At 46.2% G+C, this 16,648-nt stretch carries 19 protein-coding genes and 1 pseudogene; all 20 read left to right on the top strand.

The features are described 5' to 3' along the window. Positions 1-84: 84 nt before the first annotated feature. The 20 genes and pseudogenes from tilS to D2962_RS15775 all read left to right on the top strand — a co-directional run bounded on the left by tilS (position 85) and on the right by D2962_RS15775 (position 16,617). Positions 85-1,476, top strand: coding sequence for a tRNA lysidine(34) synthetase TilS (tilS, locus tag D2962_RS15855; protein ID WP_122015551.1), 1,392 nt, complete (start codon positions 85-87; stop codon positions 1,474-1,476). Further along, positions 1,477-2,016, top strand: a complete 540-nt coding sequence (hpt, locus tag D2962_RS15850; protein ID WP_120767334.1) for a hypoxanthine phosphoribosyltransferase — start codon at positions 1,477-1,479, stop codon at positions 2,014-2,016. A 98-nt stretch (positions 2,017-2,114) separates the two neighbouring features. Then, positions 2,115-3,920 carry an ATP-dependent zinc metalloprotease FtsH gene (gene ftsH, locus D2962_RS15845; protein ID WP_120767333.1) on the top strand — a complete coding sequence of 602 codons (1,806 nt, stop codon included), beginning with the start codon at positions 2,115-2,117 and terminating at the stop codon, positions 3,918-3,920. A gap of 278 nt (positions 3,921-4,198) precedes the next feature. Then, positions 4,199-4,603, top strand: coding sequence for a DMT family transporter (locus D2962_RS15840; protein ID WP_425456635.1), 405 nt, complete (start codon positions 4,199-4,201; stop codon positions 4,601-4,603). Positions 4,604-4,778: 175 nt separating this feature from the next. Then, entirely contained in the window at positions 4,779-6,149 is a 1,371-nt protein-coding gene (locus D2962_RS15835; RefSeq protein ID WP_120767331.1) for a radical SAM/SPASM domain-containing protein, read from the top strand. A 12-nt stretch (positions 6,150-6,161) separates the two neighbouring features. After that, positions 6,162-6,476 (top strand): ArsR/SmtB family transcription factor, encoded by a 315-nt coding sequence (locus D2962_RS15830; protein WP_120767330.1) that lies wholly within the window; start codon positions 6,162-6,164, stop codon positions 6,474-6,476. A 145-nt stretch (positions 6,477-6,621) separates the two neighbouring features. Further along, positions 6,622-7,143, top strand: coding sequence for an ECF transporter S component (locus D2962_RS15825; protein WP_120767329.1), 522 nt, complete (start codon positions 6,622-6,624; stop codon positions 7,141-7,143). Positions 7,144-7,147: 4 nt separating this feature from the next. After that, positions 7,148-7,936 carry a type III pantothenate kinase gene (locus D2962_RS15820; protein WP_122015549.1) on the top strand — a complete coding sequence of 263 codons (789 nt, stop codon included), beginning with the start codon at positions 7,148-7,150 and terminating at the stop codon, positions 7,934-7,936. Between the two features lie 153 nt (positions 7,937-8,089). Beyond that, positions 8,090-9,046 carry a tRNA dihydrouridine synthase DusB gene (gene dusB, locus D2962_RS15815; RefSeq protein WP_122015823.1) on the top strand — a complete coding sequence of 319 codons (957 nt, stop codon included), beginning with the start codon at positions 8,090-8,092 and terminating at the stop codon, positions 9,044-9,046. 106 nt (positions 9,047-9,152) lie between these two features. Further along, the gene (locus tag D2962_RS18915) at positions 9,153-9,740 is read left to right on the top strand and encodes a hypothetical protein (RefSeq protein WP_245984762.1); all 588 of its coding nucleotides are present in this window, start codon (positions 9,153-9,155) and stop codon (positions 9,738-9,740) included. Positions 9,741-9,748: 8 nt separating this feature from the next. Then, a complete protein-coding gene (locus tag D2962_RS18910) occupies positions 9,749-10,111 on the top strand; it encodes a hypothetical protein (protein WP_245984760.1) in 363 nt (120 codons plus the stop codon). A gap of 232 nt (positions 10,112-10,343) precedes the next feature. Next, positions 10,344-10,628, top strand: coding sequence for a Gfo/Idh/MocA family protein (locus tag D2962_RS15805; protein WP_122015548.1), 285 nt, complete (start codon positions 10,344-10,346; stop codon positions 10,626-10,628). Further along, complete coding sequence (locus D2962_RS15800; protein WP_122015547.1) at positions 10,619-10,855, top strand: hypothetical protein; 237 nt, start codon at positions 10,619-10,621, stop codon at positions 10,853-10,855. Before D2962_RS15805 ends, D2962_RS15800 begins: the two co-directional genes overlap by 10 nt. Then, entirely contained in the window at positions 10,822-11,433 is a 612-nt protein-coding gene (locus D2962_RS15795) for a Gfo/Idh/MocA family oxidoreductase (protein WP_162991260.1), read from the top strand. The genes D2962_RS15800 and D2962_RS15795 overlap by 34 nt, the downstream gene beginning before the upstream one ends. Positions 11,434-11,807: 374 nt before the next feature. After that, the gene (locus D2962_RS18905; protein ID WP_245984759.1) at positions 11,808-12,104 is read left to right on the top strand and encodes a hypothetical protein; all 297 of its coding nucleotides are present in this window, start codon (positions 11,808-11,810) and stop codon (positions 12,102-12,104) included. Next, positions 12,080-12,891 (top strand): annotated as a pseudogene (locus tag D2962_RS18900) (sigma 54-interacting transcriptional regulator); the annotation flags it as partial. The gene D2962_RS18905 and the pseudogene D2962_RS18900, both read left to right, overlap by 25 nt. Beyond that, complete coding sequence (locus tag D2962_RS18895; protein WP_425456634.1) at positions 12,877-13,383, top strand: AAA-type ATPase lid domain-containing protein; 507 nt, start codon at positions 12,877-12,879, stop codon at positions 13,381-13,383. The pseudogene D2962_RS18900 and the gene D2962_RS18895, both read left to right, overlap by 15 nt. A gap of 198 nt (positions 13,384-13,581) precedes the next feature. Beyond that, positions 13,582-14,307 (top strand): aspartate/glutamate racemase family protein, encoded by a 726-nt coding sequence (locus D2962_RS15785; protein ID WP_162991259.1) that lies wholly within the window; start codon positions 13,582-13,584, stop codon positions 14,305-14,307. A 14-nt stretch (positions 14,308-14,321) separates the two neighbouring features. After that, a complete protein-coding gene (locus tag D2962_RS15780) occupies positions 14,322-15,434 on the top strand; it encodes an S-methyl thiohydantoin desulfurase family protein (RefSeq protein WP_122015544.1) in 1,113 nt (370 codons plus the stop codon). 16 nt (positions 15,435-15,450) lie between these two features. Then, positions 15,451-16,617, top strand: coding sequence for an ABC transporter substrate-binding protein (locus D2962_RS15775; protein WP_122015543.1), 1,167 nt, complete (start codon positions 15,451-15,453; stop codon positions 16,615-16,617). Positions 16,618-16,648 lie beyond the last annotated feature (31 nt).

The raw sequence follows: 16,648 nt of genomic DNA, 5'->3' as shown, positions 1-16,648 counted from the left end.
ATTATTTATGATTGATTCCGGTTTAAAAAGTGCTTTCGGTGGTTGGTGACGGCTAAAGATTTTTTTTGAAAGCGGTATAGGTTTATGGATGTTAAGCAAAAATTTCTCGAAACCATCGCAAAATACCATATGATTCAAAAAGGCGATGAAATAATGGCCGGGGTTTCCGGCGGCCCCGATTCTGTGTGCCTTTTGCACCTTTTGCGGGCGTGCAGGGAAGAGCTTGGCATCAAGCTGTCGGCAGCCCATCTTGACCACATGTTCAGGGGCAGGGAATCCCGGGAGGATGCGCTTTTTGTTGAGGCTTTATGCCGGGAATGGGACGTTCCCCTCTACAGGGAGGAAGTAGATGTCCCTGAATATATCCGCAGGACCGGCCTTTCGCCGGAAGATGCCGCCCGGCGCGCAAGGTATGCGTTTTTTGAAAGGGCAAGAGAAAAAACCGGGGCAAACAAGGTGGCTCTGGGGCATAACAGGAATGACCATGAGGAAACGGTTTTGATGAATATAATGAGGGGGACCGGCATAGAAGGCCTGCTGGGTATTGAGCCGGTGCGGGATTTTTATATCAGGCCTTTACTGGAGGTTTCGAGGCGGGAGATCGAAGAGTATTTGAAGCTGGAAAGCATTGATTACAGGATTGACAGCACCAACCTCAAGGCTGATTATTTCAGGAACAGGCTCAGGCTGGAGCTCATACCCCTGATAGAGCAGAAATATGTCCCCCATTTTGGGGCGTCCCTCAGGCGGTTGTCTGAAATTACCAGATGTGACCTGTCATTTCTGGAAGAGCAAACCTCCGCGGCGTGGCGGCAGGCGGTCACCTGCAGCCAGGGAAGGATTAAAGTTGATTTAAAAAAATTCCTGCCTATGCATGATGCCATAAAGCGGAGACTGGTAAGAAAAGCGGTAGAGGAACTGGCCGGAGATGTCAAGGATTTTGAATTCAGGCACACCGCCATGCTGGTAGATTTCATAAAAAATTCCACGGCAGGCAGTGTCATAGACCTGCCAAAAAACCTTCAGGGAGAAAAGCAGTATGATTGTTTTTATATATCATTGAAAAACTTCAGGGAAAATGGGGATTATTTATATGAACTTTTTGTGCCCGGCCGGGTGGAAATAAAAGAGGCGGAAGTCTCCATCCAGGCCTGGGTCAAGCCCCGGAGAGGGTTGATGATAATAAGAACCAATCCCTTGATAGCCCAATTGGATTATGATAAAATAAAAGGAAATTTAATTGTTAGAAACCGCCGTCCCGGCGACCGTTTTGTTCCCCTTGGAGGCCATTTAAAAAAACTTCAGGATTTTTTCACCGATGAAAAGGTGCCTAAAAAAGAGAGGGATAAAGTGCCTCTGGTAACAGCAGGCGGGAATATAATCTGGGTCGGAGGCATGAGAATCGATGACAGGTTTAAAATAACCGAAGATACCGGGACCGTTTTAATATTAAAAATGGAGAGGCAGGAGGATTAAATGCAAAACGATATAGAAAAAATATTGATATCCGAAGAACAAATCCGGAACAGGTTGAAAGAACTGGGGAAAAGGATCACCGAGGATTACAGGGATAAGGACAATTTTTTGCTGGTGGGAGTGTTAAAGGGCGCCATTATATTCATGTCAGACCTTATCCGCCATATAGACCTGCCTCTGCAGGTGGACTTTATGGCCATATCCAGCTATGGAGCCTCTACGGAATCTTCTGGTGTGGTCAGGATTTTGAAGGACCTGGAGGAGAATGTAGAAGGCAAAAACCTTCTGATAGTGGAGGACATTATAGACTCGGGGCTGACTCTAAGTTACATGTATAATATACTCAAATCCCGCAAGCCTGCCAGCATTAAAATATGTACGCTGCTGGACAAACCCAGCCGACGAAAGGCAGATATTAAGGTAGATTACCTGGGCTTTGAAATTCCGGACTATTTTGTGGTGGGATACGGCCTGGATTACGGCGAGAAATACAGGAATCTGCCGTATATTTGCGTTTTGAAACCCGAGATTTACCAATGATTATAAAGCATATGAACCACGGGCATTTTGAAATTGTAAAAAGAATATATATATGTTAAAATATCGTGGGGATATATTCCTGGAAGGGAGGAAAATTTTTGAACAATTTTTTTAGAAGCATAAGTTTTTATCTATTGATATTTATCCTGATACTTTCGCTGGTGCAATGGTATTCCAACCAGGATACCACACAGGTGCGCATAAACTATACGGAACTTATCCAGCTGATAGATAAAAACCAGGTCAAAAATATTAAAATGGTCGATAATAATATAAGCGGCACTTTGAAAGATGGAAGAAACTTTGTAAGCTATGTTCCCGAAGTGGCTGGGCCGCTTTTCATCGAAAAGATACAGCCCAAGGTGGATAAGGGTGAACTGACCTTTGATGCCGAGCCAAGGCCTCAGACGCCGTGGTGGTCTTCAATCCTGCCATCGGTATTCCTGGTGCTGCTTTTTATCGTCGTATGGTATTTTTTCATGCAGCAGAGTCAGGGTGGAGGCAGCCGGGTCATGTCCTTCGGCCGCAGCCGGGCTAAACTCCACACCGATGATAAGAGGCGTGTAACTTTCAAGGATGTGGCCGGAGTGGATGAGGCAAAAGAGGAACTGGAAGAGGTTGTGGAATTTTTAAAACACCCCAAAAAATTCATAGAGATTGGGGCCAGAATACCAAAAGGAGTGCTTTTAATAGGTCCTCCCGGCACCGGGAAAACCCTGCTGGCCAGGGCTGTAGCCGGTGAAGCCGGAGTTCCCTTTTTCAGCATAAGCGGTTCCGACTTTGTGGAAATGTTTGTAGGCGTTGGGGCCGCCAGGGTGAGAGATCTTTTTGAACAGGCCAAAAAGAACGCTCCCTGCATCGTATTTATCGATGAGATAGATGCCGTTGGCAGGCAGAGGGGAGCAGGCCTTGGAGGCGGGCACGATGAGAGGGAGCAAACATTAAACCAGCTGCTGGTGGAAATGGATGGTTTTGGAGTAAATGAGGGAATTATAATTCTGGCCGCCACCAACAGGCCGGACATCCTGGACCCGGCGCTGCTGCGCCCCGGCAGGTTTGACCGGGAAGTAGTGGTGGACCGGCCCGATGTCAAGGGGCGCGAGGAAATTCTCAAGGTTCACGCCCGGAATAAGCCTCTTAACGAAAACGTCGATCTTTCGGTGCTGGCCAGAAGGACCCCGGGTTTTACGGGAGCTGACCTTGAAAATCTTATGAATGAGGCGGCACTGCTTTCGGCCCGTCGCAACAAGAAAAAGATAGATATGCCCGAGCTGGAAGAAGCCATTACCCGTGTAATAGCCGGCCCCGAGAAGAAGAGCCGCATCATGACCGACCGAGAGCGCAGGCTGGTGGCTTACCATGAGGCAGGGCACGCGGTGGTGGCGCAGCTTTTGCCCCACGTGGACCCGGTGCATGAGGTTTCCATTGTGCCCAGGGGAAGGGCAGGCGGGTATACCATGATCCTTCCCAAAGAGGACCGCTTCTTTATGGGCAAGAGCGAACTGATGGACCAGGTGACCCACCTGTTAGGAGGCAGGGCCTCGGAGGAACTGGTGCTCAATGAGGTCAGCACCGGGGCTCAGAATGACCTGGAGAGGGCCACGGAAATCGCCCGCAGGATGGTCATGGAATACGGTATGAGCGAAAATCTTGGTCCCATGACCCTGGGCCACAAGCAGGAAGAGGTTTTCCTGGGCCGGGACCTCACCCGCGGCAGAAACTACAGCGAAGAGGTGGCCGCATCCATCGACAAAGAAGTAAGAAATATCATAGATAAATGTTACATTAAGGCAAAAACTTTGCTTTCGGAAAATGTTAACAAACTTCACAAAGTGGCCCAGGCCTTGCTGGAACGCGAAAAGCTGGATGAAGAAGAGTTTCTGGAAGTATTCGCCAGCGCATAATGGGAAGTGTGAGGTGGGAGGTTTGAAGTGTGATTTAGTTTCTCACCTATGACATCCAGTATATGACCGGTGCTGCACAAGTTGCTCGCCGGGAAAACCACTGTGTTAACCAAATAGCCGGCCAGATACTACCTGGTGAAAAAGCTGCTGAAATCATCGGCAGCTTTTTTTATTTATGGAATGCCTCAAAGTATATGAGATAACATTATGAGAGAACATAATATGGGGTGATATTATTGTCTATTACGAAGGACATTTTTTTTCTTTTGGTAGCATTTATGGCAGGGGTAGCCATGGCGACCCAGGGCTCCATGAATTCTGCGTTAAGCAAGGCTATAGGCCTTTCTGAAGCCACTTTTGTGGTGCATTTTTCCGCTACGGTTGTCATACTGATTATTTTAATCCTGGGTATCAGTCATGGAAACTGGGGCAATTATTCCCAGGTGCCCTGGTATTATTACCTGGGGGGTTTTATCGGAGTCCTGATCACTTATGGTGTGGTGGTAAGCATTCCCAAACTCGGAGTGGCAGTGGCCACTACTGCCATCATCGTGGGCCAGGTGCTCACGGCATGTCTGGTAGACCACTTTGGATTTTTTGGGCTCGAAAAGATCCCCTTCACATGGTTGAAGTTCCTGGGTCTCGTGTTTTTATCTATCGGTGCAAAATTATTGCTGAATTGATACATTACTGACCGGATACTTCTAAAAAAAGACAGCCGTTCATATAATGTTAAACAAAGGAACTTACACTCAAAATGCCCCATTATATATAAATTTGACAAAAATTGTACGAGTAGTATAATATAAATAGACGTATCGTCATATGACGATACGATAATTAAAGGAGGTTATTATAATGGACCTGGCTCATACATACCTTGGGGAAAAGGTTATTGAACAGGGGTTGAAATTTATAGTAAAAAGGCCCATGGACAACATGGATAGGATTCTGGAGTGGGTAGAAAAATTACCCATGGCGCCGCATCAAAGAGCCGATGTTCAAAGTGTGAAGGAGTTTTTAAGAAACAAGGATACCAATTGGTATCGGCTCGCTGACAGGCTGTTTACTGAAATTGACCCACATGTCAGGGAAAAGTTTGCGGTCAACTTCTTTTTAAACGCAAACTTTCTTGGGGTTCCCAAACAGCAGGAGATGGCCCAAAAGCTGGGTTATTCCGTGCCCTTTGCCATTCTCATTGACCCTACCGAAAGGTGCAATTTGAGCTGCACCGGGTGCTGGGCAGGAGATTATCAGAGGAAGGAAGAGTTGGATTTTGACACTCTTGACAGGGTATTGACAGAAGCGGAAGAATTGGGTATATATTTCATAGTGGTGTCCGGAGGGGAACCTCTTGTTAGAAAAAATGATATAATAAAATTAGCCGAAAAACACAATTCCCAGGTGTTTCACCTTTTTACCAACGGCACTCTCGTGGATGACGAATTTATCGGGGAGATGAAACGGGTAGGAAACATAACGCTGGCTTTCAGCATAGAAGGATTTGAACAAACCACCGATGCCCGCCGCGGCCGGGGCGTTTTTAAAAAGGTCATGGACGCCATGGACAGGATGAGAAAGGCAGGCCTCATATACGGCGTTTCTACCACATATTCCAGAAATAATACTGAAGAACTGGCCAGCGAGGAGTTTGTGGATATGCTGGTAGATAAGGGTGTAACCTTCGCGTGGTATTTTACCTATATACCTATAGGTAAGGATGTGGATATTTCCATGATGGCCACACCGGAGCAGAGGGCTTACATGTACGAAAGGATTCTGGAGTACCGCAGAACCAAGCCTGTGTTCATAATGGATTTCTGGAACGATGGGGAAGCCTCCAATGGATGTATAGCCGGAGGCAGAAGATACCTGCATATAAATGCCCGGGGAGATGTAGAGCCCTGTGCCTTTGTCCATTACGCCACCTGTAACATAAAGAATGTATCTCTGCAAGAAGCCCTGGGTTCTCCTCTGATGAGGGCATATCAAAAGAGGCAGCCCTTCAACCAGAATTTAAGGCGGCCCTGTCCCATTATCGATAATCCGGAAATGCTCAAAGAAATGGTAGAGGAGAGTGGAGCCTATCCTACCCAGCTTCATGCCGATGAAACCGCGGAGGAGTTTGCCGAGAAGCTTACACCCTATGCCGACAGCTGGGCGGACATTGCCGACAGGATATGGGAGGAAAAACACTCGGAACAAAAACAAGCGCTGGACATAAAATGAGGAGGGGGAATTTTGACATTAAAGAATATATCGGAATACCAGGTTCAGTTTTTGCAGGGCCTGGCCGACAGGACCAGGTTGAGGATCATCAATGCCTTAAAAGAACAAGAAAAGACCGTGACTCAGCTGGTAGCAGAATTGGGTAGTTCTCAGGCGAACATCTCCGGCCATCTCAGGACACTGAAGGAAAGCGGCATACTGAAAAGCCGCCAGAAAGGCAAGTATGTATTTTACAGCTTGAGGGACGAGGCTATCAATGAATTCTTGAGTTACATGGAAGAAATGCTTTTCAACTTGAGGCAAAAAGCCATAATGGAGGGCATATAACATAAATCCAATGTCCGGATATATTTCCGGGCTTTTTTATAAAACTTTATATATTGCTTTTTACACCCCATACTGATAAAATAATTATGGGTTATACCCAAAATCGTCCGGCATCGTTTTAACGAGCTGGAACGGAGGTGAAAAAATGAAGACGGAGTCAGCTATCGGAAGGAGATGGCAAACCAGGACCCTGACGGTGGCGGGCCTGCTGGGAGCGGTTTCTGTGGTGCTCGGCATGACACCCCTGGGATTTATACCCGTGCCCACAGCAGCAGGCCATGCAACCATCATGCATGTCCCGGCCATTCTCGGCGGTGTGCTGGAGGGACCGGTAGTGGGAGCCCTTACGGGTCTCATATTCGGCCTTTACAGCTTCATGCAGGCGGGGAGCGCACTATTTGCGGACCCCCTGATTGCCATTTTGCCGAGAATCTTCATAGGTGTTGTGGCATATGGTGTTTACCGGTTGACTAAAAGTGATGCCCTGGCGGCGGCATTCGGCACCATTACCAACACTGCGGGAGTTCTGGGGCTTGCCGTGCTAAGGGGATACCTGACCGGGCCTGTGGCCTGGGGTGTGGCGCTCACCCACGGTATTCCCGAAATCGTGGTGGCCGTGGCAATTACGGTCATCGTGTCTAAGACTTGCAGAAAGTTTAGAAGGTGAGTTCATGCTGTTGGCAGTTGATGTGGGCAATACCAATATAGTATTTGGAATATACGATGGCAAGGACCTGGTGGCCTCCTGGAGGATGGCCACCCACCGTGAGCAAACCGAAGATGAATACGGCATAATGCTCAAATCTCTTTTGAGGGATGCGGGTATCGAGCTTCAGAAAATAAACGGCGCCATTATCTCTTCGGTGGTGCCCACCATAACTCCGGTCCTGGAGAGGATGTGCGCCAGATACTTTTCCATAAAAGCACTGGTGGTGGGGCCGGGGATAAAAACCGGCATCAACATAAAATATGAGAATCCCCGGGAAGTGGGGGCAGACCGAATAGTAAACGCTGTAGCGGCATATTATAAATACGGAGGGCCTGTCATAATAGTGGATTTTGGAACCGCCACCACCTTCGATGCCGTGACGGCGGGGCTGGATTACCTTGGGGGAGCCATCGCCCCGGGGATAGGCATTTCCACCGAGGCGCTGTTCAAGAGCGCTGCCCGGCTTTACCGGGTGGAGATAGCCAGGCCCGATAAAATTATCGGAAGGAACACCGCTGCCAGCATGCAGGCAGGAATATTCTACGGTTATGTGGGCCTGGTGGATAACATAGTTGAGAGGATGAAACGGGAAATGGGCGGTGGGAGAATTTTCACCGTGGCCACCGGAGGCCTTGCGCCCCTTATATGCAGCGAAACCAGGACCATAGATGAAGTTGACATAATGCTCACACTGGATGGTCTTCGACTGCTCTACGAAAAAAATGATGAAACGACAGAGGGAAAACTTTAGGTTTTCCCTCTAAAATTAATAGATTGATCCCGATCCGACTTCTGACTTCCGGCCTCCGACCTCTGAAGGGTCAGGTGCCAGGCCGTCACGACCACCTAAAGCGACTTTTCACATCAATCATTTCGGGAGGTTGTATCAAATTTGAATGAATTTATGCCTGACATCCCGCTGTTCCTCGCTCCCATGGCCGGCATCACCGACAGGCCTTTCAGAATGATCTGCAAGGAGATGGGGGCGGATATTCTTATTACCGAGATGATAAGCACCCGGGGCTTATTTTATAATGACCAGAAAACCCATAAACTCCTGGAGATAGGAGAAGATGAACACCCTATCGGTGTTCAGCTTTTCGGGAACGACCCCGAATTTTTCTCTCATGCGGTAAAAAAAATTCAGGACTTGACCTTTGATTTCATAAACATCAACATGGGATGCCCCACACCCAAAATAGTTAAAAATGGCGACGGCTGCGCCCTGATGAAAGTTCCGGACCTGGCTGCAAAAATCATAGAATATACCGTAAGAGCTTCCAAAAAGCCGGTAAACATTAAAATCCGCAAGGGATGGGATGAAAACAGCATCAATGCCGTGGAGTTTTCGATCATGGCCGAAAAAAGCGGGGCATCGCAAATCATAGTGCACGCCAGGACCAGGGAGAGTTTTTATTCCGGCAAAGCTGACTGGGATATCATAAAAAAGGTAAAGCAGGCTGTCGGTATTCCGGTCATCGGAAACGGAGATGTTTTTTCCCCGCAAGACGCTAAAGCTATGCTGGAAAAAACCGTGTGCGACGGCATTATGATAGGCCGGGGAGCCCTTGGGAATCCCTGGATTTTCAGAGAGATAAAATTTTTTCTTAAAACCGGTAAGCAGCTACCGCCTCCGGAAATGAAGGAAAGGCTTGAAACAATGCTGCTTCACCTGGACAGGGCAGTGGAATTTCACGGGGAGCGCATGGGGGTGCTCGAAATGAGAAAACATCTGGCGTGGTATCTCAAAGGTCTCCCTCATTCCGCTCCGGTAAAAAGGGCAATCCAGGAAGAAAAAGACCCCAGACAAATAAAACATATACTGACCAAATTTTTTGCAGGTATTGGTCAACTGCAGTAACTAAGGGCTGCAAGGGGTTGTTGCGGCGGTTTTTCGCTCCGTTTCTACCATTCTACTTCACACTTCGCACATCCCGCATCCCACATCTTAAAGAGGAGGTAGAACTTTGAACGTATTTGCTCTTCCAATTGTAAATGGTGTGCTTCCCCGCCCGGATGGAGGCATTTTGCAGGGTGTGTTTCTCGATCCCTATTTTTCCAGGATGATTCTAAATGCCGGAGTTGGAGGAGAGATATTCATATTTCCCATTTCTTCCGAAGATAATGGCCTTTATCCCGTTGGCGTATTGGCCAGGATTGAAGATATATGGAAGGATACCTTGCCCGGAGGGAATGGTACCGGGCTTTTTGCCAGAGTCATAGGCAGGGAAAGTTGTAAGGCCAGAAATTTCGACTTTACAGAAAAGGGCCTCATGGCTGTTGGAATAGAAAAGCTTGATTTCCAGAAGATGAGGAATGAGGGATACCCCATTATTTGCGGGGCGGGCTGGCATCCAAGGGGAGGATATACCACCTTTGATTCCGACAGGAAAAATATAGAGATAACCATATACGGCTTTGAATACGAAACCGGCAAGGAAGTGGCTATAGTGGGACGCTTAAACGGTGAAATTGAACCCGAAAAAGCCCACACTGTGGAGCATGCCATCATCCGGTCTTTAAAAACTACGCCATATGCACTCCAAAAACCCTGAGGGAGAGTATGCGCAGAGAGACTGAGGAATTGAAATGGTCCGTGGAAGTGGGCATAGCCAAAAAATTGCCGGAAGTCTTTGGAGTCACCAGAAGCGGAATATGCGGAAATCCCCTCACCCAGATGGCTTCATACTACCTTACCGAAGAATTTAAAAACCAGATAAAGAACGGCGCAAACCTGATAGATTCCATAACCGAAGCCAGGAACAGGACCGTCTCTAGAATTACAAAGGATATGAATATAACCACCCGGAAGGGTATGAGGGAACTTCAGGGCTTAAAAAAGGGAATGTTCCACGACGATACCCCGGAAGAACTCAGGATTTTAAAAAAGGTTATAATGAAATTTCCGCAGGATCCATGGCACTGATTATTAAATCAGTGCTTTTTTAAAACGACTGCGGCAGAATGCCGCACAAAGTTTCAAGAGAATCTACCGATATAATACCTCGGGCCCTGTGCCCGAGGATTTAGAATCAAAGATTCTTTTATAAAACCAGCATTTTTAACATAACCTAAAATTAATATTATTTGTTTTATGACAGTGGGGGCATTGATATGAAAATAAATGCGGGGATTGTTGGGCTTGGTGGTTTGCAGGAATGATTCTGGAATCACTGCAGGACGCCAAAGAGATATGTGTGACCGCCGCAGCGGATATCGATAAAAAAAAGGCTGAAGAATTCAAGCAAAGATTTAATATCGTAAAGATATATGACAATGCCGACGACCTCATAAATGACCTGGATACGGATATCATCATTATTTCCACACCTCCATTTATGCACGTTCACCTGGCCAGGAAGACGCTATTGGCGGGCAAACACGTATTTCTGGAAAAGCCCGGAGCTATGAACCGAAAGATATGCAGGAATTGGTGGATTTAGCCCGAAAAAAAAACCTCCAGGCCAGCATAGATTTTGTGATGCGAAGAAACCCCCTGTACCTGATACTGAAAAGACTTTGTGAAAAGGACACCTTTGGACTTCCCGAAAGGGCTTACCTTGAAAATTATGCCCATGATGACACTCTGCCGCCGCAGCACTGGTTCTGGGACTATGAAAGAGCGGCGGTATCTGGGTGGAGCATGGGGTACATTTTTTTGACCTGGTAAACTGGCTGATAGGCCCTCCGCTTGGAGCCCGGGGCTCAAAATACGGGAGAGAGGGGCATAATTTTATAGACAGAGTGACGGGGGTCGCCTTTCATCCAAAAGGCGCTGTAGTAAGCTACTATCACGGGTTTACAAAGCCCGAGGCCTTTGAAAACACGATCTTTTCCCTGATATTCGAAAGAGCTTACACAAAGACCGAAGGGTGGATACCCATAACCCTGGCCGTAGATGCCATGGTTACCCCGGAAACGGACGAGTTTTTGACGGGAGATATTTTAGATGAAGCCCGGACTTTTTTGCCCGGAATCGATGTCCGACTGGAAAAAAGGGAGTTAAAAACGTTCCCTGAAGGCAGCGTTTTTCAGGGCAGGGGTAAACAATTTGAATCCACAGCCCGAATGGAATATGTTTTTCGTCTGGACCGGGATCGTTGGGAAGTGTATAGAGCCTGCGTGCGGCAAGGTATCGTAGACCTTGTCCATGCCTTGAAAGGGCAAAAATCTAAACCTGATGTGACCCTTGAAGATGCGAAAAGAGCTCTTGATGTGGCAAAAATGATGGAAACTGCGGTTTCCTAGAGCTATTCCCTCAAGACACGGAGACGGTTCCGTGCGCCACGAGGCGCACAGCATATAGCAGAAATCTGCATGGTAAGACCTAGCCAGCCACCATTACCTAGCCTTGGGGTCGATGGGTAACCTAAGGCCTAAGCGTAGGCAAGGGAATTAATATCTACGATTATCAGCCACAATGATGTAAATGGCTGTGTGAAGAGCCGGATGCGTAAATTGCGCACGTCCGGTTCCTTGAGGGGCAGACGCCGTGAGGCGTCTGTCTATTTTTAAAAAACTTACCTACTACATATTGACACGGACAATTAAGGGGATATGTGTTATAATAAAAAATAAAAAAAAACAAGTCCTGTATTTTAATAGTATAGGGGATGGTAAAAATGAAGCGGACCAAGAGCAAGAGAATAAGACTTGTTGGGACCGAAGACCGTATCGGCATGATATACGACGTACTCAAAGCTCTGGTAAACTATGGGATAAATATCGTAACGATGGAAGTAAATCCGTTTATTTGCATAAACATAGAATGGGACGAAAAAAGGTCATGGCAGGATTTTAGAACTTACATGATAAGCCAGGTTAAAGAATTGACTGATGTCATCGAAATAGACCTTATGGGGTATGAAAAAAAGAAAGGGAGCTTAATGCAGTTATTAATAATATCAACGAAGGGATAATAGCCGTTGACAGCAAAGGAAACATAACCTATTTCAACAGAAAGGCCCAGGAGATGTTTGATATGGATGCCTACGATACGACTGACAGGCATATAAATAAAATAATTCCGTACGGTGTGTTCAATATGGATATAGATCTGCACGATAGGAACAACGTGGAATTAAACCTGTTTGAAGGAAAAAAGAGGATCAGCATGCTTATGAATACGAGGATCATAAAAAACGAAGAAGGGGCAATAACTGGGGCACTCATTATTCTAAACAAAATGGAAGAGGTAAGGCAAATGATCCAGTCGGTGAGTGGGCCTTCTATGATTGATTTTGAAGATATAATTGGCCAAAGCCAGGCCCTTAAAAATGCCATAACCCTAGCTAGATCCGTTGCTCCCAGTAATTCTACAATAATGCTGCGCGGAGAGAGTGGAACCGGTAAGGAACTATTTGCAAGGGCAATTCACATGAGTAGCAGGAGAAGCAAATATCCCTTTGTTGCGATCAATTGTGCGGCTGTGCCCGACTCGCTGCTGGAAAGCGAATTTTCGGGTATGAAAAGGGTTCCTTTACTGGGGCCGTTACTTCGGGGAAGCAGGGGCTATTCGAAATGGCTACTGGCGGCACCCTGTTTCTCGACGAAATAGGAGACCTGTCTACGCGGCTGCAGGCCAAGCTTTTAAGGGTTTTGCAAGAACAAAAGGTAAGGCGCATAGGCGGTAAGCAGGAAATTCCCATAGATACTAGAATAATTTGCGCCACCAATAAAAACCTGGAAAAAATGATAGAAGAAAAAACCTTTAGGGAAGACCTGTATTATCGGTTAAACGTCATTCCTATTTATATACCTCCGTTGCGGGAGAGAAGAGAAGACATACCGACTCTGGTAGGGCATATGATAAAAACCCTCGGCAAAGATATTGGCAAATCCCATCTTGAGGTGACTAAAGAAGCTCTGACCGAGCTGATGTTCTATGACTGGCCTGGAAACGTAAGGGAATTACAGAATGTCATAGAAAGGGCCTTACTTCTGGCAAAGGATAAAATAGATGTGGATCATCTTATGATTGGCAGGAATTCTATTCAGGCGGGAGGGGTTAAGCCTGAAACTTCCGAATACGAATGTTCGCTGCCGGTGGACCTTCCCCGGGTGTTGAAAAAAATCGAAAATGAATACCTGAAAAGGGCGTGCCAGAAATACAAATCATCCCGGGAAATTGCCCGGGCCCTAGGAATTTCCCATACAACGGTAATAAAAAAGATGAAGCAATATGATATATTTGTATAAAATAACTCGTATGTAAACATTAATTCCAATGTAAACTTTTATTCCACTGTAATGTAAATAATGATTACAAAGTGTAACTGAAAGGCCAGACTACTGTGTATATCTGGCCTCTTTATTTTGGCATAAATTTTGCTTTATGATATGTTGAAATATGTTTAAATATTTTTAACCAATTGCAAAATGAAAGGGGGAAGTTGGATGAGGATACTTTTTATTCGGCCCATAATAACCGAACGGCCCGACTTTTTGGAAGAGGAAATATTAAAACAATTTGCTGCCCCTGATACCATTATAAAAGCAAAACATCTTGAGTGGGGCGTGGATTCTATTGAAAGCGAGTATGATCTCGTTTTCAGCGCTCCTTTTGTTGTAAAACTCGCGGAAGAGGCGGAAAAGGAGGGATATGACGGTATAGTAAGTTACTGTTTCGTAAATCCGGGAGTTGATGCTGCTAGAGAAGCGGTGAGCATTCCTATTCTTGGTTCGGGAGAAGCAGCGGTAAACCTGGCTTTGAATTTGGGTAGAAGGATAGGAATAATCACCATACTTCCTAATCTGCTGCCTCTCATAAGAAAACAGAATCAGACCTATATCAACATGGGCCGGATCATGGCCATTGACAGCGTCAATATACCGGTGCTCGGCCTAACGGACAATGACAGGCTCATCGATATTTTATTTGAAAAAGCAAGCCAGATGATATATAAAGACGAAGTGGATGTAATCGTCCTTGGGTGCACAGGGTTTGGGGGCATCGCCAAAGGACTTAGTCAGAAGCTCATCATGAATAATCTCAACGTTCCGGTGATAGATCCTGCTGGGGCTTCGGTAAAAGTTATGGAAGCTATCATCGGCTGCAATGTTAGGCACAGCAAAAAGACCTTCATGCCGCCGATCGACAAAATAAGAAAGCTACCTATTTAAGGAGGAAAAGGGAAATGACAGTATCAAAGATAGAAAACAAAGAAGAGCTCAGGGATTTCATAGACGGATGTACTCTGCTGGGCGTAGGGGGAGGAGGCAACCCTGAAGAGGGGTTTGCCGCTCTTGCTGGGATCCTTGAAGAAACAGGTTCCATAGAGTGGAAGGATGTAGACAGCCTAAGTGACGACAGCATAGCCATCTGCACCTTCTTAATGGGGTCAACCGCACCGCTTACGGAAGAGAAAAAGAAAAAGATGGTTGAACTGGGACTTACGAAAAAAAAATACCCCCTGAACCTGGCAAATGCAGTGCAGGAATGGGAAAACTTCATGGGTAAAAAAGTAGATGTGCTTGTGCCTCTAGAAATAGGAGGTTCAAACATGCCTGTCCCCATGGCTGTAGCAAAGAGACTTGGGAAAACAATTGTAGACGGCGATTATGCAGGCAGGGCCATACCGGAAATATTCCAGATAAGTTTGATGATGGAAGATGTAAAGTTCTGGCCTGCCGCTAGTGTAGACAAGTATGGCAACATATGCATCATAAAAGATGCCATTAGCAATGAACTGGCAGAGAGAATTGGTAAGTATCTAAGCGAAGTGGCTTTTGGCTCCACGGGACTGGCAGGCTTTCCGGTAACTGGTAAACAACTAAAGCGGTTACTCGTAAAAGGTTCTATGAGCAAAGCCATGAAAATTGGCATGGCGTTGAGAGAAGTGAGAGAAAAGGGGGTGAGCCTGGAGGAGAAACTGAAGGAATTTGGAGGAAAACTTGTCTTTGAAGGAAGAGTAGTGAAAAAGGATTGGAAAGACGAGGAGGGGTATTATCAGGGAGTTCATACCATAGAAGGTACAAGAAAGTTCATCGGGAACAAAGCGGAAATATACTTCAAAAACGAAAATCATATATTCTGGGTAGATGGGAACAGCGTTGTAACAAGTCCAGACCTTATTGCAAACGTCAATCCGGCAAACGTAAAACCTCTAAGAAACGAAGAAATAGAAGTGGGAACCTATATGCAAACCTTTGCTCTCCCGTGCGATCCCATTCTGCGTGAAGAAAAAGTCATCAAGAGGCTTGAACCAAGATATTTCGGATTCGATATCGATTACAAACCTTTTAATTAATATGAGGAGGGTCTAAATGAAAAAAATAAGCCTGATAGTTATTGGCGTTTTGGTTATATCAGCCTTTTTAGCCGGCTGCGGCGGAGGCAACAAAGAAGCCGAGAGCATAAAAGTTGGATATCTAGTCCACGTTACGGGGGACAGCGCCCTGTGGGGAATTTCCGAGAAGAACGGTGCCATTATAGCACAGGAAGAAATAAATGAAGCCGGCGGGGTTCTGGGCAAGAAACTTGATATAATGTTTTATGACGGCAGAGGAAACAGTGCCGATTCGGTCAATGCCGTTAAAAAAGCCGTTCAGCAGGACAAAGTTGTGGCCATGCTTGGCAGCAATCTGAGCGGTCCAACTATCGCAGTAGGCCCCATATGTGCTTCTGCTAAAGTACCTCAGGTGGCATCCTTTGCTACAAATCCCCGTGTCACCCAAGATGACAACGGAAATCTAAAGCCCTGGTCCTTCAGACTATGCTTCACGGACCCCTATCAGGGCAAGCTTATTGCCGATTACGCTTACGACAAATTGGGCAAGAAAAACGCTGCCGTTCTATATGACGTAACCAATGACTATTCCAGCGGTTTGACGGATTTCTTTGTCAAGAGGTTCGAAGAAAAGGGCGGAAAAGTAGTTTCAAAACTCAGCTTCAGAACCGGCGATGTCGATTTCAGGGCGCAGCTTTCGGAAATAAAGCAGAAAAATGCGGATATCCTGGTTCTGCCCAATGGTTATAAAGAAATTGCACTGATCGCAAAACAGGCTAAAGACCTTGGTATGAGAGATATCGTCAAGATCTCCGGTGACTCCGGGTATTCCATCAGTCTCTTTGAGATGGCCGGTGAGGAACTCGATGGCAATTACTATGTAATCCAGCACTTTGCCTGGGACGACCCTGACGTAGCACCAATTAAAGATAAATATGAAAAGAAGTTTAATGAATCCCCGGAAGTTAATGCAGCTATGGGCTATGACATGGTATACTTTATTGCCGATGCAATAAAGAGAGCAGGGAAAGCCGATGGAGAAGCGATACGAAATGCTATAGAAGAGAGCAAAGACGTGAAATTGAAACATGCCAGTATTACTATTGACCCCAAGACCCACGATCCAAAGAACAAGGCCGGAATCATCTTGAAATTCGAAGGGAATAAAGCGGTATTTGTCGATAAATTTGCACCCCAGGATTAAGCTGATTAGGACTCCGGAGCATTCAGTGGTT

Origin of the sequence: Biomaibacter acetigenes, assembly GCF_003691585.1 — a bacterium.
Lineage (GTDB): Bacteria > Bacillota > Thermosediminibacteria > Thermosediminibacterales > Tepidanaerobacteraceae > Biomaibacter > Biomaibacter acetigenes.
This window is presented reverse-complemented; position numbering and strand designations above follow the sequence as displayed.

Excerpts from the sequence above, each read along its gene's own strand:
- D2962_RS15835 (WP_120767331.1), top strand. The coding sequence starts at position 4,779 with ATGGACCTGGCTCATACATACCTTGGGGAAAAGGTTATTGAACAGGGG.
- dusB (WP_122015823.1), top strand. The coding sequence starts at position 8,090 with ATGCCTGACATCCCGCTGTTCCTCGCTCCCATGGCCGGCATCACCGAC.
- D2962_RS15825 (WP_120767329.1), top strand. The coding sequence starts at position 6,622 with ATGAAGACGGAGTCAGCTATCGGAAGGAGATGGCAAACCAGGACCCTG.
- D2962_RS15775 (WP_122015543.1), top strand. The coding sequence starts at position 15,451 with ATGAAAAAAATAAGCCTGATAGTTATTGGCGTTTTGGTTATATCAGCC.
- D2962_RS18910 (WP_245984760.1), top strand. The coding sequence starts at position 9,749 with ATGCGCAGAGAGACTGAGGAATTGAAATGGTCCGTGGAAGTGGGCATA.
- hpt (WP_120767334.1), top strand. The coding sequence starts at position 1,477 with ATGCAAAACGATATAGAAAAAATATTGATATCCGAAGAACAAATCCGG.
- D2962_RS15785 (WP_162991259.1), top strand. The coding sequence starts at position 13,582 with ATGAGGATACTTTTTATTCGGCCCATAATAACCGAACGGCCCGACTTT.
- D2962_RS18895 (WP_425456634.1), top strand. The coding sequence starts at position 12,877 with ATGATAGAAGAAAAAACCTTTAGGGAAGACCTGTATTATCGGTTAAAC.
- D2962_RS18905 (WP_245984759.1), top strand. The coding sequence starts at position 11,808 with ATGAAGCGGACCAAGAGCAAGAGAATAAGACTTGTTGGGACCGAAGAC.
- D2962_RS15780 (WP_122015544.1), top strand. The coding sequence starts at position 14,322 with ATGACAGTATCAAAGATAGAAAACAAAGAAGAGCTCAGGGATTTCATA.
- tilS (WP_122015551.1), top strand. The coding sequence starts at position 85 with ATGGATGTTAAGCAAAAATTTCTCGAAACCATCGCAAAATACCATATG.
- D2962_RS15840 (WP_425456635.1), top strand. The coding sequence starts at position 4,199 with ATGGCAGGGGTAGCCATGGCGACCCAGGGCTCCATGAATTCTGCGTTA.
- D2962_RS15805 (WP_122015548.1), top strand. The coding sequence starts at position 10,344 with ATGATTCTGGAATCACTGCAGGACGCCAAAGAGATATGTGTGACCGCC.
- D2962_RS15820 (WP_122015549.1), top strand. The coding sequence starts at position 7,148 with ATGCTGTTGGCAGTTGATGTGGGCAATACCAATATAGTATTTGGAATA.